This window comes from Duganella sp. sic0402 (genome assembly GCF_019219065.1).
Lineage (GTDB): Bacteria > Pseudomonadota > Gammaproteobacteria > Burkholderiales > Burkholderiaceae_D > Rugamonas.
In genome coordinates this window covers 718,112-738,033 of sequence record NZ_JAHUWK010000001.1, presented here as the reverse complement: position 1 = coordinate 738,033, position 19,922 = coordinate 718,112, and the positions used below count along the sequence as shown (strand labels likewise).

Below are 19,922 nucleotides of genomic sequence, written 5' to 3'. Positions count from 1 at the left end.
CTGCTACTGCGCCAATAGCGCCTTGACGGCGTCATGGCGATCAAAATCCTTTGCCGCCAGCAGCGGCGCAAGCTGCTCGTGGGCGCCGCGCTTGTCGCCGGACTTGGACAGTGCTACGCCATAGTGATAGCGGACTTCGTTGCTGACCGGCTGCTGCGAGGATGCGTGCTTTAGCAGCGGCAAGGCCCGTTCGAGCTTGCCTTGCTCCACCAGTACCCAACCCAGCGTATCACTGACGGTTGCGTTGTTCGGCGCCAGCTGGTGCGCCTGCTCGGCGTATGCCAATGCTCGCGGATCGCGTTGCTGCTGATACAGCCACGCCAGATTATTGAGTGCCACCACCTGTTTGGGCGCCTGCTTGAGCACTTCCTCAAACTGGCTGATGGCCATCGGGTATGCTTTCTGCGCCAACAAACTGCTCGCAAAGTACGTGCGCGTGGTGACGTCGCCTGGTTGCTTGCCCAGCCATTGCTGTACACGCATCCGCGCGTCGCCCACTTTGCCGGCCTGGATCAGCGCGCCATACAAGGCGAGCAGGGTGGTGGTGGAAGGCTGCTGATCATAATCCTTCTGATACAAGGCGAGCGCCTTGTTCAGCGCCTGCTCTGCACCTGTCTTGTCCTTCGCTTCGGCGCGCGCGCCCGCCAACTGGTGCTGTACCAATGCGGAATTAGGCTGCAGCACCGCAAGCCTGCTCCAGTTGTCGAGCGCTGCATCCCGCTGGCCCAACTGCGACTGCAAGGCCGCGACCAAGGCAGTCACTTGCGGATGAGATGGATTGGTCGCCAGCAGTTTTTGGCCAAGCACCAGTGCTTTAGGCGCATCGTTGCTGCGCGCATAAAAGTGCGCCAGTTTCAGTGATGTCTCCAGCGACTCAGGCCGCGCCTGGACAGCCCGCTCCAGCCAGCTGCGTGCCGCCGGCAGTTTACCCTGGCCCAGCGCCAGATTGGACAAGGCGATCATGATATCGGCGTTGTTCCTGTCCTTGGCCAGGGAGGTTTCCAGACGCAAGCGCGCCACCTCCGGTTTTTTTTCCTGAACATCCATGCTGGTCAGATTGTCGAGTGCGGGCAGGAACAGGGGATCGAGCGCAATGGCGCGTTCAAAACTCGCGCGCGCGGCGGATCTGTCGCGCTTCGTCAGCAGCACTGCGCCTTTCAGATTCTGCACCATGGGATTATCCGGCAGCAGCGCTTCCATGCGCTTGACCGACTCCAGTGCCTTGTCGAACTGACGATTGCGTAGCTGACTCAGCACCAGTAAGGTCGCCACCCGTGATGATTTGGCGTCCAGCGTGGCCGCCTGCTCCAGTTCCGACACCGCGCGATCGTTGTCGCCCAATCCCAGGTGGCTCATGGCCAGCGCGGCGCGCAGCATCGGCGTTTGCGGGGCAAGCTTGCTAGCGCGTTCGAAATAATCTGCCGATTTTCCATACTGGCGTAGCTTGAGGTAAATCTCACCAGCCAGCGACAGCATTTCCAGATCCTGCTGTTGCTGCTGAAGCAGCGGCGCAATAATGTCCAGCGCCTGTTCAGGGGCAGCTGTACTCATCAGCGATGCGGCCAGCAGCTTGCTGGCGTAGGGATGGCCGGGATTGGTTTCAAGGAACTTGCGCAGATGCTGTTGGGCTTGCGGGTGAGCGCCTTTGCTACGCAATACCGCTCCCATCAGCAAATTGCTCGGCAAATGATACGGCGCGGCGCGCAATACCAGCGCCAGATTATCCTGCGCGGCGGTCATTTTGTTCTCTTTGAAATCCAGCAGCGCTGTGGTGTAGATCAGCATCAGGCTATTCGGCGCAATCTGGCGCGCAATGCCGAGTTCGCGGCGGGCCTCGCTCAGACTGCCAGACTGAATATGGAGATTGGCCAAGTCCACATGCGCCTGCAATTGCACCGGACGGAGTTTGAGTATGCACTGGTACGCCGCCAGGGCTTCGGCATTCCTGCCTTGCAAGCGCAGCAGGTCGCCGAGCATGCGCAAGGCGTCAATGTCATCGCTCCCTAGCGCTAATGCCTGCTGCGCCAGCGCCAGCGCACGTTCCTGATGCTGGTCCAGCAGCGCAATGCGCGCCTGGCCCAGCAGCGCAGCTGTGGAGCCGGGATGGTGTTGGGTGATGTCTTCGAATGCGGCTCTGCCCTCATCGAGTCTATGCAAGCCTAGCAATGCATGGCCGCGTAGCGCTTGTAGCTGAGGCTGTTGTTGGCTGGCGGGGACGTCATCCAGCAGCTTTTGATATTGCCCCTGCTGTAACAGTGCTTTGCCCAGTGAGGGCAGGACATCGCTGGCAGGGGCGCCGAGTTCCACGGCGCGCCGCAACTCTTTTTCCGCCGAGGGCAAATCGCCGGTATCAAGATATAGCTGCCCGAGCATCAAGCGCGCCTGGCTGTTGGCAGGCGTCTGCTGAAGCACGTTCTTCAGCTGGATAACCGCCGACTTGGGTTCGCCGCGCGCCATATATTGACGGGCCTGCGCCATCAGCTCAGCGTCGCCATGCGTGCGGCCGCAAGCGGCCAGAAGCAGCACGATCCAGCCTACACGCAACAACATCATAGCAATCTCCCCTCAAAACTATAGAGTAGGAACGATAGGCGCAGCACTCGTTGATCAGCCTCAAACGGCGCGGCGAAAACCACTCTTAGAATCGGCAGACACAGCGTGTTTAACCTTCTCTGACAGGTGCCGAAATGGAAGTTGTTGCCGTAGTGGGACTGGGATATGTCGGTTTGTCGTTGGCGGTGGCGTTCGGCGCGCACCGGCGCACCATCGGTCTGGATCTTTCGGCGCGCAAAGTCGCGTGCTACCAGCGCGGCCTCGATCCCGGCGGCGAAGTCAGCGCCGCCCAGTTTGCCGAAGCATGCCACCTGGAGATGGGCACCGATCCTGCATCACTGGCGGAGGCGGATTACATCGTGGTGGCCGTGCCAACGCCGGTCGACAATGCGCACAATCCCGATTTCAGCGCATTGAAGGCTGCCAGCCAGGCGGTGGGACGGCACATGAAGGCCGGCGTGGTGGTGATTTACGAGTCCACGGTGTATCCCGGCGCAACGGAAGAGGTCTGCATCCCGATCCTGGAACAATGTTCCGGCTTGCGCTGGCAGCGCGATTTCCATGTCGGCTTTTCGCCGGAGCGCATCAATCCCGGTGACCGGGAGCATCGGCTGGCGACCATCCGCAAAGTGGTGGCTGCAGATGACGCCAGCACGCTGGAACGCGTCGCGGCGCTGTATGAAGGCGTGGTCATGGCAGGAGTGCACCGCGCCTCCAGCATCAAGGTGGCGGAAGCGGCGAAGGTCATTGAAAATACCCAGCGTGACCTGAATATCGCACTGATGAACGAACTGGCCATCATCTTCGACCGGCTGGGCATCGACACGCTGGAAGTGCTTCAAGCCGCCGGCACCAAGTGGAATTTCCTGGCGTTCCGCCCCGGCCTGGTCGGCGGCCACTGCATCGGCGTTGACCCGTACTACTTAACCCATAAGGCGGTGATGCTTGGCTACCATCCGGACGTTATCCTCGCCGGCCGGCGCATCAACGATAACATGGCCAAGTTTGTCGCCGAGAAAACCGTCAAGGAAATGGTGCGGGCCGGCTTCAAGCTCAAAGGTTGCCACGTCAACGTGCTCGGGCTGACGTTCAAGGAAAATTGCCCGGACCTGCGCAATTCCAAAGTGGCCGACCTGATCCGTGAACTGGAATCCTACGGCTTGCAGGTGCACGTCCACGATCCCGTCGCCGACGCCGACGAAGCCTTGCACGAATACGGCGTGCGGCTGGAAACGTGGGACCAGCTGCCGGCGGCCGAAGCGCTGATCAGCGCCGTTGCCCATCGCGAACTCAGCACCCGACCGCTACAGCAGATACTCAAAAAAGTCGCCCCCCACGGCTGCTTCGTCGATCTGAAATCCCAATTCGATCCAGCCCCGCTGCGTGAAAGCGGCCTGAGTGTCTGGAGGCTGTGATGAGTGATTACGAAAACGGCACACCGACGACCAGCGCCTACCAAGCCACGCGCGAACATCTGGAAGGCGAACAATACCGATGGGTAATCACCGGCGTGGCCGGCTTCATCGGTTCCAATTTACTGCAATCGCTGCTGGAGCTGGGGCAGCGCGTGATTGGGGTAGACAATTTCCTCACCGGCCATCGGCATAATCTGGACCAGGTTCGCGATCTGGTCGGCGCCGGCGCATGGCGTTGCTTTGAATTGATCGAGGGCGACGTGCGTGATCTGACCATCTGCCGGCAGGCGTGCGACCGCGCCGACTACGTACTGCACCAGGCCGCGCTCGGCTCGGTCGGCCGCTCCATCGACGACCCGCTGCTGTGCAACGATATCAACGTGACCGGGCAGCTGAACATGCTGGAAGCGGCGCGTCACGCGGGCGTGCGCCGGGTAGTCTATGCCGCGTCCAGCGCCAGCTATGGCGACCATCCCGGCCTGCCCAAACAGGAGCAGCATATCGGCAGCGCCTTATCGCCGTATGCGCTGAGCAAGCACGTCAACGAGCTGTATGCGGGCGTGTACGCGCGATGCTTTGGGATGGAAACAATCGGCCTGCGCTATTTCAATGTATTCGGTCCTCGCCAGGACCCCAATGGCGCCTATGCTGCCGTGATACCGCAATGGATCGCCGCCATGATCGGCAAGCGGCAGCTGCTAATCAATGGCGATGGCGAAAATAGCCGGGATTTCTGTTACGTCGCCAACGCGGTCCAGGCGAACTTGCTGGCGGCGCTGGCGGCCGAGCCGGAAGCGGTCAACCAGGTCTACAACATCGCTTTAAATATGCGCACCAGCCTGAACGAGCTGTATTTGCTGCTGCACGAGCTGTTGGTGGAGCGGCATCCTCATTTGCGGGACTATCAGCCGCAATATGCGCCGTTCCGCGCGGGAGACGTGCGTCACTCGCAGGCCGACATCGGCAAGGCTGTCCGTCTGCTTGGCTATGCGCCGACGCACGACTTGCGCCGGGGATTGCGACAAGCGCTGCGCTGGTATCAGCAGCAACGCTAAGCGGCGCGATCCCAGGGCGGCGTGCCGGCCAGCTCCTGAACCAGAAAATCGATCATTACCCGCACCTTGGCGCTCAGGTGGCGACGGCTGGGGTAAACCGCCAGCACATCCATATCCGGAAGATGGTAATCCGGCAGTACGCGTTGCAGCCGGCCGGCGCGCAGGTCGGCGCCGATCAGAAAAGTGGGCTGCCAGATGATGCCCAGGCCGCCCAGCGCTGCGGCACGCGCCGTGTCGCCGTTATTGGTATGCATCACACACGGCATCTTGACGATATGTGATTGGCCGCTGGCGTCGAGCATCTGCCATTCGTCCGCGTTGGCGGCGTAGCTGTAGCCGATGCCATCGTGCTGGAGCAACTCAGCCGGCGTGCGCGGCATGCCGCGCTGCTGTATGTACTCCGGCGAGGCGCACAACACGTTGCTGGAAGTCGCCAGCTTGCGCGCCACATTGGCTGGCGAACCCGCACGCGAAATACGCACCGCCATGTCATAACCTTCCTCGACGATATCGACCACACGATCGATCAGCGACACATCCAGCTGCACCTCGGGGTACAGACGCATGAATTTGGCCCACAACGGCGCCAGGTGCAGCACGCCGAAGCTGAGTGGGGCATTAATGCGCAGCACGCCATGCGGCTGCAAGGTGCTGGACGAGACGATGGCCTCGGCTTCCGCCACGTCATCCAGTATCGACTTGGCGCGCTCAAACAGCGCCTCGCCGCTTGAAGTCAGCGACATCTTGCGCGAGCTGCGATTCAACAACCTGGTTTGCAGGTGCGCTTCCAGGTCGCTGATATAGCGGGTGACGTTGGCCGGAGAGGTGTCGAGCGCCTCGGCGGCACGGGCAAAGCCGTCACGCTTGACGACTTCCACAAAGACTTCCAGCGCACGCAAGCGGTCCATGCCTCACTCCAAAAGAAAAAGCCGCAGCACCGGGGGAGGTGAGGCGGCTCAGTGACTTACGTATTGTTACAATTAACGGGCCATGTAGTTGGCAGTGGCCGCTTCCTTGATCACGCGGCCGGCGCTCATCGCACCATTGCCAGCACCGCTGCTGGAAATAATCGCGCCGCCCTGATGGCCCATGCCGACCAGGCCGACAGCAGCTTGCGCGTCGCCTGCACTGGCGGCGCGTTCAAACAATTGCATGGCTTCGTGGCGCTTGTCGGGATTGGACAGGTAGCGCAGCGCCAGTTCGCGCTGGGCGACCGGCGAGCCTTGATCTGCCCATTCCTGAAGACGGCGCTCAGCGGCTGGCTGGCCGGAAGGGCCGATTTGCATGGCTGCGGCTTCAATCACGGTCGATGAGGGAATCGCATCCTCTTGGGCCTGGCAGGCAATCAGCGCGCCGATACTGACCAGCACGGAAGACAGCAATACACCAGACTTATTGAATAATTCCATAAAGTAAATACCCTTGATTAAAACTTTACATGCCACATTCGGTGCATCGCACCATTATACTTGCGTCCTGGCAAATTGTCTCTTACACAAGTTCAACAGGAATGAACTTCAAGTGCTGGCGATATTAGCATGAAGATTTTGTGCAACTCGTATAGAGATGGCAAACCTGGGTAACAATTGTAACGATACGTTAATAGGAAATAGCGCCGAAATGCGCTGCGCCGACGGGTGTGCGCTGTGCAGTGCAGCAAATCGTGCACTTCACAAATCGTGAATGATGGAGGGTAAATCAGGCGCCAGGCGGCGCATTGCGTTGCAACCAGTCATCCGCGTGCTGCAAGACCAGCTGATACTCGGATTCCGTTGCCGCAAACAGCGGAGGAATGGCCGCCGTCTCCCGTTCAGCAATTGCCTGCTCCAGTTTGAGCGAAGAGGCAACCAGCCGCTTGGCGCCGAGTGCACCGATCGAACCGCGCACAGTATGAAAGATTTTCCCTGCATCGTGCAGCCGTCCTTCGCGCAGCGCCGCGCCGGCCTGCTCAAACGGCGCCATGCGCGGCACGCAGGCGTCGCGGACGATTTTATGGACGATCGCGACCGCCTTATCGTCATTGCCCATGTACTTCACCAGGGTATCGACTGAGAAGATGCTTTCTTCGCTCATGCAGGACTCCGTGACAGCTTGTTTTTATCCTATCACACGCGACAGGACTTTACTGTTGCCCGTCATAAAATTGCTGAGACAAGGTCTGCAGCGGCAGGGCAGGGGCCGAGCGCGCAGCCACAGCTGTCGGCGGCGCGACCCGCACCGGCTTGCTGCTGGCGTTGGTGGAATGCAACACATTGCCAGGCGTTTCAGGCGCGGCATTCCAGACTGGCGCCTCCAGCCCCTCGAATACGCTCTTGAGCTGATGGCCCCAGGTGTTGCGTATCATCTGGAAATAGTCGTTTCGCTCATCAATTGTTACAAAATGGCTGACCGCCAGCTTGTCGCTTTCGTACACCAGCAAGTCCAGCGGCAGGCCGACCGACACATTGGAGCGCAGCGTGGAGTCCATGGAAATCAGCGCGCATTTGGCGGCGTCATCCAGCGATGTGGCCGGGCTGACCACGCGGTCTATGATGGGCTTACCGTATTTGGCCTCGCCAATCTGGAAATAGCTGTTCTCGTCGTGCGACTCGATAAAGTTACCCGCGGAGTAAATCTGGAACAATCGGCAGCGCTCGCCCTTGATCTGGCCACCAAAAATAATGCTGACGTTGAACTCAATGCCAAACGAGGACAGCGCCTCGGCATCACGCACGTGCACCTGGCGCACTGCTTCGCCCAGGATGCGCGCCGCGTCGTACAGGCTGGGTGCGGTCCAGATGCTGTGGCCATCCTCGTTCTTGAGTTCAGCCACCAGCTGGCGTATGGATTGGGAAATCGACAGATTCCCGGCAGTCATCATCACCATCATGCGGTCGCCGGGGATTTCAAACACGCTCATCTTGCGGAACGTGCCGACCTGGTCCACGCCCGCGTTGGTACGCGAGTCGGATAAAAACACCAGCCCGGCATTCAGGCGCATGCCCACACAGTAAGTCATCTTTGCAAATTCATCATTAAAGTCCGATTATTTTACACTGCTCATTGGGGCACGATCTGGACATCCACACTCAGCGACTCGGCGCCGCCACCTCGGCGCATGCCGCGTACCGGCGCCGCACCGTCGTAATCACGGCCGATCGCCAGGCGGCAGTAGGCATCCGTCATCTGCCGCGCGTGGGTCACGTCGATGCTGACCCAGCCGGTGTAATGGCGGTCCTCGGCCCAGGCATCCACCCAGGCGTGGCTGGCAGCATGGCCAGTGTTGCCGGGATCGATATAGCCGGAAACGTAGCGCGCCGGAATGCCGTGCGCATGGCAGCAGGCCAGGAACAGATGGGCGTGATCCTGGCAGACGCCCTGGCCCAGCGCGAGCGCATCGCTGGCAGTGGTCGAAACTGCGGTCGCACCGCTTTGATACCGGACTGCACCAAAGATGTGCTCCGCCAGGCACATCAGGTCACGCGTCATTGCCTTTCCGTCGGGCAAGCAGGACGCCGCCAGTTCCAGGATGCCGGGCGTTGCCGCCGTCAGCCGGGTCGGCACGGTAAACACCAGCGGCGACAGTGCGTCTGCCACAATGCGGCCCGCCTCAGGCGCGACTGTCTCGACCACGCCGCTGGCGACGATGGACAGCGTCTGATGCGGCGTGTTCATGGTCATCATGTGCGACTGGTTGCCGTAGGCATCCGCATAGGCGTGCACATGGCCGGGCGTAGACAGGTTCCAGGCCAGCACATGTTGCTGCGGCTCGACGCGCGGCGTCAGGTGCAGCTGCTGGATGGTATAGGCCAGCGGCAGGGTGTAGGTATAGCGGGTTTCATGGCGTATGCTTAATCGCATGGGATTCCTTCGCTTAAGCGGCCAGCGGCACGAGAAAATCGCGGCTGACGCGGTTGCCCAGCTCGTAAATGTCGGCCAGGAAACGGGTCAAGGTGTCGTGCAGTCCTTCCGCCAGAATGTCGTCGATTTTGCCGAATTGCAGCTCGGCGCGTAGGCGGCCGGCGAAGCGTTCGGTGTCGGCGGATACATCATTGCGCACTGCATGCAGGTTCTGCACCACCTCGTCCATGCAGGCCAGCAGCGAGCGCGGCATATCGCCGCGCAGTATCAGCAGCTCGGCGATACGCGCCGGGGTAATCACGTCGCGATACACCTTGCGGTAGATTTCAAAGCCGGACACCGAGCGCAGCATCGCGCCCCAGTAATAAAAGTCGCGCTGGCTCATGTTTTCGCCGCTTTCCGCCGCGCCGCCATGGTATTTGACGTCCAGGATGCGGGCGGTGTTGTCGGCCCTTTCCAGGAAGGTGCCGAGACGAATGAAATGCACCGCCTCGTCGCGCAGCATGGTGCCCAGCGTAACGCCACGCGACAGGTGGGAGCGGTACTTGACCCATTCGAAGAATTTGCTGGGATCGGTTTCCAGCAGATCGCTTTTCAGGCGGCGCTGCATGTCGAGCCAGGTCTGGTTCTGAATCTCCCACACTTCGGTGGTCAGCGTGCCGCGCACGGCGCGGGCGTTTTCGCGCGCTTGCGTCAGACAGGCAACAATCGACGATGAATTGTCTGGATCGCGCACCATGAAATCGATCACTTCGCGGCCTTCCAGCGACTGGTACTTTTGATTGAACGCATATTGCAGCTCGGAGATGCCGAGCAGGGCACGCCAGCCCTGGGCGTTTTCCGCGTCGGACTGCGGCAGCATCGAGGTCTGCACGTTGACATCCAGCATGCGCGCGGTGTTTTCGGCGCGCTCGGTATAGCGCGCCATCCAGAACAAATGGTCTGCGGTTCGGCTCAGCATGATTATTTCTCCAGTATCCAGGTGTCTTTGGTGCCGCCGCCTTGCGACGAATTCACCACCAGCGAGCCTTCCTGCAGCGCTACGCGGGTCAGGCCGCCTGGCACCATGGAAATCGTCTTGCCGGACAGGACGAACGGCCGCAAGTCAATGTGGCGCGGCGCGATGCCGCTGTCGACATAAGTGGGGCAGGCGGACAGGGCTAGCGTCGGCTGGGCGATGTAGCCGTCCGGGCGGGCGATCAGCCGCTGGCGGAAATCTTCGATCTGCGCCCTGGTCGAGGCCGGACCGACCAGCATGCCGTAGCCGCCCGCGCCGTGGACTTCCTTGACCACCAGGTCCGGCAGATTGGCCAGCGTGTAGGCCAGATCTTCTTTTCGGCGGCACTGGTAGGTCGGCACATTATTCAGCACCGGCTCTTCGGACAGGTAAAACTTGATCATGTCCGGCACATAGGGATAGATGGACTTGTCGTCGGCCACGCCGGTGCCGATGGCGTTCGCCAGCGTGACGCGGCCTGCGCGGTAGACTGACAACAACCCCGGCACGCCAAGTGAAGAATCCGGGCGGAACGCCAGCGGGTCGAGGAAATCGTCGTCCAGGCGGCGGTAAATCACATCCACCCGCTTCGGACCGCGGGTGGTACGCATGAACACCGTGTTATCGCTGACGAACAGATCCTTGCCTTCCACCAGCTCCACGCCCATCTGCTGCGCCAGGAAGGCGTGCTCGAAATAGGCCGAGTTATACATGCCCGGCGTCATCACCACCACGGTGGGATCGTTGATGCCCATCGGCGCCACCGAACGCAGATTATCCAGCAGCATGTCCGGATAATGATCGACCGGCGCGATCTTGTTGCGGGCAAACAGCTCCGGGAACAGCCGCATCATCATCTTGCGGTCTTCAAGCATGTAGGAAACGCCGGACGGCACGCGCAAATTATCTTCCAGCACATAGAATTCGCCCTGGCCGGCGCGCACAATATCCACGCCAGCGATGTGGGCGTAGATATCTGATGCCACATTGATGCCTTGCATCTCGGGCCGGTATTGCGCGTTTTTATAAATCTGCTCGGCAGGAATAATGCCGGCCTTGATGATGTTCTGGTCGTGATAAATATCGTGGATGAACATATTCAGCGCCTTAACGCGCTGCACCAGCCCGGTTTGCAGCTGCTTCCACTCGGCCGCCGGAATAATCCGGGGAATGGTATCGAAGGGAATCAGCCGTTCAGTACCGGCATCGTCGCCATACACGGCAAACGTGATGCCGACCCGGCGAAAGGTCAGGTCCGCCTCGGCGCGCTTGCGCTCGATGGTTTCCTGTGACTGGCGTTGCAGCCAGCCGCAGAACTCGCGGTAGTGTTCACGGACTTCGGCGCTGGCAGTGTGGGCCAGGCCGTCTGCGGTCATTTCATTGAAGAATTTTGCCATATCGAACATTCCCAGTTGTGCACGATTACTCTTCTATCAAGAAACGTGCCAATGGGAATGCCCGATTTTGGTGCAGGATTACCTTTTAAACGTGCTACTTAGCGGGACAGATTGCCGCTGCCTGAGCCGATGCTGCTGCCGTAGCCTGGATCGCTTTGCAGGCTGCCGCTGCCGCTGCTCATCACGCTGCCGGTGGACGTCACGCCGCCGGGGATGTTCTGCTGGGTGCCGTAGAAGTCATGCAGCTGGGTGTTGAACTCGGTGCTGGCCATGTCCGGCCAATTGTCCTTGTCGAAACCAGGCGCGTTTTTCAGGTGCTCTTTGGACACGTCCAGCAGGAAGCGCTTGTTGACGGTGTCCAGTTGCAGCGCCTGCCAAGGCACGGCGAACAGCTTGTCGCCCATGCCCATCCAGCCGCCGAAGGACAGCACGGCATAGGCAACTTCGCCGCTGCGCATGTCCAGCATGATTTCCTTGATGTCGCCCAGGTCCTCGTCCTGGCGGTTGTAGACATCTTCGCCGATCAGGGTATCGGCGCCCATCAGACGTGGGCCTGGGCCTGTATCGTCGGTATCGACGTAGTTATCGTTGCGATAGATGCCATAGGTGTCGCGGTCGAGATAGCTCATGATGGTCTCCAGATGGTTGGTAAGGTCCCGTGTTGGTAACGCGGTGACAGCCGTCATGATGCGTGTCACGCGACAGTTGAGGTATAGGTGCGCGTGCGGTGTGCCTGTAGGACAGCACTGAGTTCCGCAAGAACCTAGTGTTAAACTATCGCCCTCGTGAAATTGGAAAGAACAGTATGGCTGTAGTTGAACTCCGCGCCCGCGCGCTGGAATGCCTGATCGAACCGGCGCCAGCGGCCAAAGTAGCGGCGGTATACGCCATGGCGCTTGCGTCGCAGGACGGTGCTTGCCTGCCTGATCCGCACGCCACGCTGTCCTCAACAGCTGCGATTCCAGGCCGGCCGGACCGGCCGGAACTGGTGCCGCCGCTGCAAGTGGGCCGCCGTGCGATGAACACAGCGGAGGGCAGGGCGATGCTGATCCACGCGCTGGCGCACATCGAATTCAACGCCATCAACCTGGCGCTGGACGCCATCTGGCGTTTCCCAGACCTGCCGGCCGGGTACTACACCGACTGGCTGCAAGTGGCCAAGGAAGAGGCCTACCATTTCTCGCTGTTGCAAGACCACTTGCTGGCGCTGGGCTACAGCTACGGCGCTTTCATCGCGCACGACAGTCTATGGGAGATGGTCGAAAAAACCTGTGACGACGTGCTGGCGCGCATGGCGCTGGTGCCGCGCACGCTGGAAGCGCGCGGGCTGGACGCTAATCCACCACTGCGCGCCAAGCTATTCCAGGCCGGCGACAAGCAGGCCGCCGCGATTCTGGACATCATCCTGCGCGATGAAATTGGCCACGTCGAGATCGGCAACCGCTGGTATGGCTACCTGTGCCGCCAGCGCGGTCTGGAACTCATCCCAACCTATGCCGAACTGGCGCGCCAGTACAACGCCCCAACGCCGCGCGGTCCATTCAATCTGGAAGCGCGGCGCCAGGCCGGTTTTACAGAGGACGAGCTGAAGGCGCTGCTTCCTCAGCCGCAGTAACGCGACCACCTGCTGGCGGTGCCATCTGCCGGCGCTTGCTGGCGTCTGCTGCGGCATTCAGATCCGGAGGGAAGTCGTCGACGTGCACTGACAGGTCCGTATAACGGGCAAAGTCGGACATGGCGCGGCGCTCTTCCGGCATCACCAGGCCCTGCGCGGCGGCGGCGGCGATCCAGTTCTCCATGTCAGGCAGGCTCTGCGGAACTGGCGGCAGCTTGCCTTCCTTGATAGCGGGCTTGAGACGGCGTTCGATGTCTTCCACCAGGCTAATCAAACCGAATGCCAGCTCGCCGCAAGCGACCGGATCGCGCAAATCATCGGCCAGGAAGCTGCCGGCCAGCAGCCGCTCGCGCGCGCCGTCGTGGGTTTGCATGGCGGTGGCGATCTGGGCGCCGATCTTGTCCGATGGCGGCGCGTACGGTAGTCCAAACGGGAAGGCCAGCAGGCGGGCCAGCAGTGCGGCAGGGCGGCTCGGGAAGTTGGCCAGCACGCCGTCCAGCGCATCCTGGGCCTTGCATAGCGCGTCGCGCACCGACCAGTGCACATAAGGCGCGTCTTTTTCCTGGCGCCCTTCGTCCTCGTAGCGCTTCAGCGCGGCGCTGATCAGATACAGCATCGACAGCGCGTCGCCGAGGCGCGAGGAAATGCGCTCGCGGCGCTTCAGGTCGCCGCCCAGGGTGAACATCGACAGGTCGGTCATCAGCGCAAACACGGTCGACAGGCGGCCGACGGCGCGGTAGTAGGGCGCCATTTCGCTGGCAGCGCCCTTAGGCACGGGCGCGCTAATGCCGCCGGTCAGGCTGTACCACAGGGCGCGCACGGAATTGGCAATGGTGAAGCGCATGTGGCCAAAAAATGCAGCGTCGAAATCTTTCAGGCCGCGCTGCTGGTCGCTGTCCGCCGTGGAGCGCATTTCTTTCAGCACATAGGGATGGGCGCGGATGGCGCCCTGGCCGAAGATGATCAGGCAGCGGGTCAGGATGTTCGCGCCTTCGACCGTGATGGCGATCGGAATCTGCTGGTAGGCGCGCGCCAGGAAGTTGGACGGTCCCATACAGATGCCTTTGCCGCCGAGGATGTCCATGCCGTCATTGACCACCTCGCGGCCACGCTCGGTCACATGGTATTTGGCGATGGCGGAGATGACCGCCGGCTTCTCGCCCAGGTCCACCGCCAGCGCGGATAGCCGCCGCGCCGCATCCATCATGTAGAGGTTGGCGCCCATGCGGGCCAGCGCTTCCTGGACACCCTCGAACTTGCCGATGGCGGTATTGAACTGGCGGCGGATGGCGCAATAGGCGCTGGTGCCGCGCACCGCCAGCTTGGCGGTGCCAACACTGGCCGAGGGCAGCGAAATTGCCCGGCCGGCCGCCAGGCATTCCATCAGCATGCGCCAGCCTTTGCCGATTTGCTGCGGGCCGCCGATGATCCACTCCATCGGAATGAAGACATCCTTGCCGCTGGTCGGGCCGTTCTGAAACACGGCGTTCAGCGGCCAATGGCGGCGCCCGATCACCACGCCGGGATGATTTGCCGGAATCAGCGCGCAGCTGATACCCGGCTTGGTGTCCGGCGCTAGCAGACCATCAGGGTCTTCGACGCGGAAAGCCAGGCCAAGCAGAGTGGCGATCGGTCCCAGCGTGATGTAGCGCTTGTTCCAGCTGACGCGCAGTCCAAGGGTTTCGCGTCCTTCATGCTGGCCCATGCAGACCACGCCCGTGTCTGGAATCGCGGCCGCATCGGAGCCGGCGTATGGACTGGTCAGCGCGAAGCAGGGGATCTCCTCGCCTTTAGCCAGGCGCGGCAAGTAATAGTCTTTTTGCTGATCGGTGCCGTAGTGCAGCAGCAGTTCGGCCGGCCCCAGCGAGTTGGGCACCATCACCTGCACCGCCAGCGCCGAGCAGCGCGTCGACAGCATCATGACCACCTGGGAGTGCATATAAGCCGAGAAAGCCTTGCCGCCGTAATGCTTGGGGATGATCATGCCAAGGAAGCCCTTGTCGCGCGCAAACTGCCAGGCTGCGGCAGGCAGACCTTGCCAGACTTGCGTAGCTTCCCAGTCATCCACCATCTCGCACAGCTGGCGCACTTCATTGTCCATGAAAGCGCGTTCCTCGGCAGTCAGCGTCGGCGGCGGCAGCTTGAGGAATTTTTTCCAGTCCGGACGGCCGGAGAACAGATCGGCGTCCCACCAGGTGGTGCCGGCCTCCAGCGCATCGCGCTCGGTATCCGACATCGGCGGCAGAATGCGCTTGAACAGCGCATAGATAGAAGGTGTGATCAGACTGCGGCGCACTGGTGCGGCCGCGAAGATGATGATGACGATGGCGGCCAGCACGGCCGCGATTATCCATATAAGCATGGGAATCTCCTCTTGTTAGCCGCACCATAACGCCGACCAGGAGAGCCCACTGTACGCTAGCGCTCATAAGCGAAAAGCCCGCCGGGAGGCGGGCTTGCGCTGCTTAGTCCAGATTCAAGGCCCTGGCCACATCGTCCCAGGAGACATACTTGAAGTTCTGCGCTCCATCCGGCAGGCGCTTGTAGCCATCCTGGATGACCAGCATGCCTTTGCTGTACGGGCCGCCGAAGTTGGCCGAACTGACCTCCAGGCCATCAGTTTCCGAGGTGCCGTCGATCCCGGCCACCAGGTTGTAGCCGACACGGAAGCTGCCACGCACCTTGTATGGCGGCTTGGCGTCCATCACCAGATAGCTGTTGTCGCCCTGGCTGGACACCACCAGATAGTCCGCCTTGTCGCCGTGGTAGATGCCCATGCCTTCCACATCGGCCACCAGTTGCGGACCGACCGGCATGATCATGCTCAGCTTGGCCGGTGCATCGCCTTTGGCCGACACAGTCCACACGCCGCGTCGCTCTTCGCCCAGGAACAGGCGGTGGTTGCGGTCATCCACCACGCAGCCCTCCGGCTGGGTATCGACCTTGAAGCGGCGCAGCAGTTTGCCGGAAATCGCATTGCCGCTGGCTTCCACACGATATTGCAGGAAAGTGCCATCCTTGTCGTTGATGAAGGCTTCCAGGCCGCCGTCCGCTGGGCGATACAGGCACATGCCGTAGATATTCTTCAGGCCGGTCAGGAAGGAGCCTGCCGTCGTTACCTTGCCCTGGGCGTCGATGGCGAACAGCATGACGCTGTTCTCATCGCGTTGTGTGGCGACCGCGAGATCCAGTTTGCGGCCGCCAACGGTCACGTCCTGACGCACATCCACGTTATTCAGCCTGCCGACTTCCAGCAGTTGCAATTCCTTGCCTTGCAGGTCGTAGACCAGCAAGCCTTGCTTCTTGTTGGTGCCCAGGATGCGCGCGCCGGAAGGATCGGCGGGATTGCGCCAGATGGCGGGATCATCGGCCGCATCGCCCTGGCGCGCCACCGGTTCGGTCTGGGTGCGCGCCATCACGATGGCCTTGCCGTCGCTGGCCGGCACAGCCGCGCCAGTCCAGGCCGGCGTGCGCACTTGCCAGCCACCGGCATCTTCGCCACCCATGAGCAATTGCAATTTTCCATCGGCGCCCAGCGTCGAAGCCAGTTGCTCCGCGCCTTTGAAGCCGGTGTCAGTGGCGGAAACATTGCTCCATTTACCGCCATCGCGGCGCAGCAGATGCAATTGCTTGCCTTTGGCGTCCAGCAGCGCCACGCCGCCCGGCACCACAGTCAGCGCGCCAGCGCCTTTTTCCAGCGTACCGTAGGGGCGCTTTAGCAGTACCGCCTCCCGGCTGGGCACGCCTTCTGCATCCGCGTTGTAGGCCCACAGTCCGGCGCTTTCCTCGCTGACCAGCAACTGGTGTGCGCTGTCGTCGGCGCGGCAATGTTTGCTGTGCGGCGGCAGGGCCAGCTTGCGGACTTGCAGGCGTTTGTCGCCCTGCATCACCCACTGCTCGGCCTGGCCATCCTTGGCCAGCAGGTACAGATGGTCCAGCTGCTGTGCGTCGCGGTACAGGCAGGCCGATTCGATGCCGAAGGCTGGCGCAGGGAAGGGCGCTTGCGCTGTCAGCGTGCCGGCCTGCACGTCCACCAGCACGGGAACGGCCTGTTCCTTGTTGGCGTCGACGATAACCGCCAGCACATTCTTTCCTTGCGGACGGGTGTCCAGATGCTTGGCGCGCACCATGATGTGGGCGCGCTCCTTGCCGTTCGCATCCAGCAGGCGCAGCGCGGTCTTGTCGATGCTGAGCCAGCCGCCGCCCGGCAGCGCGGACAGCTCGTGCGCCTGGGCGGTCAGGCCTGGCAGCATGGTCGCGGCCTGAACCGGCTGGCCGCTCGTCGCCAGCGCGGCCAGAACAACGGTGGTGATAAACGATTTCATCATTTAGAACAGGCTCACTTTCAGGCTCAGTTTATAGGTGCGGCCGTATTGCTCATACTGTGCGTTGTAAGCCTTGCTGCCGAGGTAGGTGTAATACTTCTCGTGATTCAGATTGGCGGCTTCAAAATTCAGCTGCAATTGCTTGGTCAGCTGGTACGAGGCCGAGAAGTCCACCTGTTTCTGCGTATCGACAATGCGGTCCTGCTTGCTATCGAGGATGTCATCGCCCAGTTCAAGCAGGTATGGCGACTTGTAGTTGACTGCGATACGCGCGCTCAGCGGGCCGTCTTCATAACCCAGCATCAGATTCATCACGCGGTCCGACTGGCCCGGCAGGTTGATGCTGCGCGAGCGCATGCGCTTGGCGTCGGTATCGAAGCGGGCGATGTTGGCATCCGAACGGGTGATGCTGCCGTTGGCGCCAACGATCAGGTGATTAAACGGTGCGGGCAGCATGCGCAGCGGCTGCATATACGACAGTTCGATACCTTTCACACTGGCCTTGTCGCCGTTGGCGTAGGTGATGGCCGAGCTGTAGTTGGCCCACGCGCCGCTGCCCGCCAGGTTGGTGGTGTAGGTGAAGTTTTTGATTCCCTTGTGGAACACATAAGCCGATACCGCGCCATCCTCGCCCAGCACGCGCTCGATGCCCAGGTCCAGATTGGTCGATTTCAACGGCGCCAGATCCGGATTGCCGATGGTGGCTTCGGTGTCGCTGGACTGGCTGATGCCCGGCTTCAGCTGATCGAAGTTGGCGCGCACCACCGAGTGGGTCAAGGCGGCGCGCACGCTGGTCTTGCCATCCAGGTCATAGCGGGCTTGCAGCGTCGGCAGCCAGTTGTTGTAGGAGCGCTTGCGGCTCACGGCGGAGATGGTTTCATCTTCCTCGTTGATGTTATTGCCGGCCGCTTCAAAACGGGTGCGTTCAACGCGCACGCCGGCCAACAGATGCCAGGCGTCGATGTCATAGCTGTGTTGCAGGTAGCCAGCGTCGATGTCTTCTTTCAGGCCGTAGTCGTCGACGGTGGAGTCAACCAGCACGCGGGCTTTGGCGCGGCTCAGGCCGGACGCCAGCTGGCGGATTTTGGCGGGATCAATGGCTTTGCCGATGCGGCCCAGTTTGAAATCCAGCTCGCTGCCGCTTACGTAGTCGGCCAGGGCGGTACTGGCGCTGCCGATCTGGCTGCTACTGTAAGACCAGACTTCGGTGTTGTTATCCTTCTCGCGGCGGCTCAGCTTGGCGCCGAACTTGAACTTGCCGGTGCCTTCACCGAGGTCGTATTTGCGGCCCAGGTCGAAGCGGATGTGATGCTCTTTATCTTCTGCGTAGCTTTGCTTCAGCGCCAGCGAGTTCAGCTTGTAGTTGCTGGCGTCATACAGGCCGTCCGGACCAGTCAGGCGCGGGATCTGGGTATCGGTGAAGCCGACGTTGCTGAAGTTGCTCTTGCCACGGAAACGCGCATCGTTGATCGACTCCGGCGCATCATCCTTGGCCTTGCTCATGCCGCCGGAGACTTCCAGCTTCCAGCCATCCCATTTGTGTTCCGTACCGGCCACCACCGAGCTGATGGTTTGCGTGTATTTGCGCTGGCGCAGGCGGCGTTCGCCACGGGCGGCGGCGGTTTGACCGACCGCCAGACCGCCACCGGCGACGTTGCTGATGGTCAGGCGATCGCGTACTTCGTCATCGCTGAAGTCGCTGATAAAGCTGCGCAGGAAGTATTTGCTGTTGTCATCCACGCGGTAATCCAGGTTCAGCGCGGCGGCGCGGCGTTCGCGGGTCGGCAGATAGTCGCGCAGCTCGACGCCGGCCAGCTTGCCTTCATCCCAGGCACCGCCGGTTTCGACGTTATCCGAGCCGAATTCGCGTTTCTCGAAGCTCAGGCCGCCAGCGACGCCGAGTTTGCCGTCCAGGAGGCGGTCGGCGAACAGGATGCTGCCGTTCGGGCTGGTCTTGCCGATATTCTGGTCGCGGCTGGCGCCTATCGCGCCGGACAAGAGCTTGCCTGGCAGGTCGAAGGCGGACAGGGTTTTGACCTCGACCGTGCCGCCCAGCGAGTTGGCATCCTGGTCAGGCGTCAGCGTCTTGCTGACTTCCAGCGAGCGGATCAGGCCGGCTGGCAACACATCCAGCGCCACGGCACGGCGGCCGGCTTCCGGCGACGGCACCAGCGCGCCGTTGATGGTGACTGCGTTCAGGTCCGGGCCCAGGCCGCGCACGCTGACGTAGCGGCCTTCGCCCTGGTCGCGCTGCACCGACACGCCCGGCAGGCGGGCCAGCGCTTCGGCGGCATTTTTATCCGGCAAGCCGCCGATGTCATCGCTGCTGATGACGCTGACAATGTTGTCGGCCTTTTCCTGCGCCGCGATGGCGTTGCGCAGGCTGGAGCGCTGGCCGGCGATGACCACGCTGTTGGCGCTGGCGGCCAGTGCAGTGGCGGCATTGCTGGTCTCCGCTTGCGCGCCGGTCTGGGCGGCGGCGTGATTCACGCCAGCCAGCATGGTCAGCACGCCGACGGTCAGGGCCGACAGGCGGGGAGTCGAATTCTTGTGTGCAGTAGTTTTCATTGGTTACCGTCAGTGAGATAGAGAACGGAGCGGATTCTAGGTAGCCAATATGTCAATTGCGTGACAGCTTGTCATACCGATGGAGGCAAACAGCCTATCCCGAGCGCAAATGAGCTTGAATGACCTGTTGCGTTCGTCTGCCTGACGGGTGCGCGGC

General features: G+C 61.5%; 15 protein-coding genes. 3 read left to right on the top strand and 12 right to left on the bottom strand.

The features are described from left to right. Positions 1-3: 3 nt before the first annotated feature. Entirely contained in the window at positions 4-2,553 is a 2,550-nt protein-coding gene (prsT, locus tag KW842_RS03110) for an XrtA/PEP-CTERM system TPR-repeat protein PrsT (protein WP_218302609.1), read from the bottom strand. A 134-nt stretch (positions 2,554-2,687) separates the two neighbouring features. On the opposite strand from prsT, the gene KW842_RS03105 reads away from it, so the two are divergent. Further along, positions 2,688-3,968, top strand: coding sequence for a nucleotide sugar dehydrogenase (locus tag KW842_RS03105; protein ID WP_218302608.1), 1,281 nt, complete (start codon positions 2,688-2,690; stop codon positions 3,966-3,968). Beyond that, the gene (locus KW842_RS03100; RefSeq protein ID WP_218302607.1) at positions 3,968-5,023 is read left to right on the top strand and encodes an SDR family oxidoreductase; all 1,056 of its coding nucleotides are present in this window, start codon (positions 3,968-3,970) and stop codon (positions 5,021-5,023) included. The genes KW842_RS03105 and KW842_RS03100 overlap by 1 nt, the downstream gene beginning before the upstream one ends. On the opposite strand, the gene KW842_RS03095 is transcribed toward KW842_RS03100, so the two are convergent. The 8 genes from KW842_RS03095 to KW842_RS03060 all read right to left on the bottom strand — a co-directional run bounded on the left by KW842_RS03095 (position 5,020) and on the right by KW842_RS03060 (position 11,886). Further along, the gene (locus tag KW842_RS03095; protein ID WP_218302606.1) at positions 5,020-5,931 is read right to left on the bottom strand and encodes a LysR family transcriptional regulator; all 912 of its coding nucleotides are present in this window, start codon (positions 5,929-5,931) and stop codon (positions 5,020-5,022) included. The two genes, KW842_RS03100 and KW842_RS03095, sit on opposite strands and share 4 nt — an antisense overlap. A gap of 72 nt (positions 5,932-6,003) precedes the next feature. Continuing rightward, positions 6,004-6,432: a hypothetical protein gene (locus KW842_RS03090; RefSeq protein WP_218302605.1), complete on the bottom strand. Its 429-nt coding sequence runs from the start codon at positions 6,430-6,432 to the stop codon at positions 6,004-6,006. A gap of 289 nt (positions 6,433-6,721) precedes the next feature. Then, positions 6,722-7,096, bottom strand: coding sequence for an Hpt domain-containing protein (locus tag KW842_RS03085; RefSeq protein WP_218302604.1), 375 nt, complete (start codon positions 7,094-7,096; stop codon positions 6,722-6,724). Positions 7,097-7,145: 49 nt separating this feature from the next. After that, a complete protein-coding gene (locus KW842_RS03080) occupies positions 7,146-8,021 on the bottom strand; it encodes a proteasome-type protease (protein WP_218302603.1) in 876 nt (291 codons plus the stop codon). A gap of 41 nt (positions 8,022-8,062) precedes the next feature. Next, positions 8,063-8,863 carry a transglutaminase family protein gene (locus KW842_RS03075; protein WP_218302602.1) on the bottom strand — a complete coding sequence of 267 codons (801 nt, stop codon included), beginning with the start codon at positions 8,861-8,863 and terminating at the stop codon, positions 8,063-8,065. Positions 8,864-8,876: 13 nt separating this feature from the next. Further along, entirely contained in the window at positions 8,877-9,824 is a 948-nt protein-coding gene (locus KW842_RS03070; RefSeq protein ID WP_218302601.1) for an alpha-E domain-containing protein, read from the bottom strand. Positions 9,825-9,826: 2 nt separating this feature from the next. After that, positions 9,827-11,257: a circularly permuted type 2 ATP-grasp protein gene (locus KW842_RS03065; protein ID WP_218302600.1), complete on the bottom strand. Its 1,431-nt coding sequence runs from the start codon at positions 11,255-11,257 to the stop codon at positions 9,827-9,829. A 98-nt stretch (positions 11,258-11,355) separates the two neighbouring features. Then, complete coding sequence (locus KW842_RS03060) at positions 11,356-11,886, bottom strand: PRC-barrel domain-containing protein (RefSeq protein ID WP_218302599.1); 531 nt, start codon at positions 11,884-11,886, stop codon at positions 11,356-11,358. Positions 11,887-12,062: 176 nt separating this feature from the next. Between KW842_RS03060 and KW842_RS03055 the strand changes: the two genes are divergently transcribed. Then, the gene (locus KW842_RS03055) at positions 12,063-12,872 is read left to right on the top strand and encodes a ferritin-like domain-containing protein (RefSeq protein ID WP_218302598.1); all 810 of its coding nucleotides are present in this window, start codon (positions 12,063-12,065) and stop codon (positions 12,870-12,872) included. Here KW842_RS03055 and KW842_RS03050 read toward each other — a convergent pair. The 3 genes from KW842_RS03050 to KW842_RS03040 all read right to left on the bottom strand — a co-directional run bounded on the left by KW842_RS03050 (position 12,829) and on the right by KW842_RS03040 (position 19,765). Next, the gene (locus KW842_RS03050; RefSeq protein WP_218302597.1) at positions 12,829-15,234 is read right to left on the bottom strand and encodes an acyl-CoA dehydrogenase; all 2,406 of its coding nucleotides are present in this window, start codon (positions 15,232-15,234) and stop codon (positions 12,829-12,831) included. The genes KW842_RS03055 and KW842_RS03050 overlap by 44 nt on opposite strands. Before the next feature lie 103 nt (positions 15,235-15,337). Beyond that, entirely contained in the window at positions 15,338-17,200 is a 1,863-nt protein-coding gene (locus tag KW842_RS03045; protein WP_229223452.1) for a phytase, read from the bottom strand. Beyond that, the gene (locus KW842_RS03040) at positions 17,201-19,765 is read right to left on the bottom strand and encodes a TonB-dependent receptor (protein WP_218302596.1); all 2,565 of its coding nucleotides are present in this window, start codon (positions 19,763-19,765) and stop codon (positions 17,201-17,203) included. It lies immediately after the preceding gene. Positions 19,766-19,922: the final 157 nt, after the last annotated feature.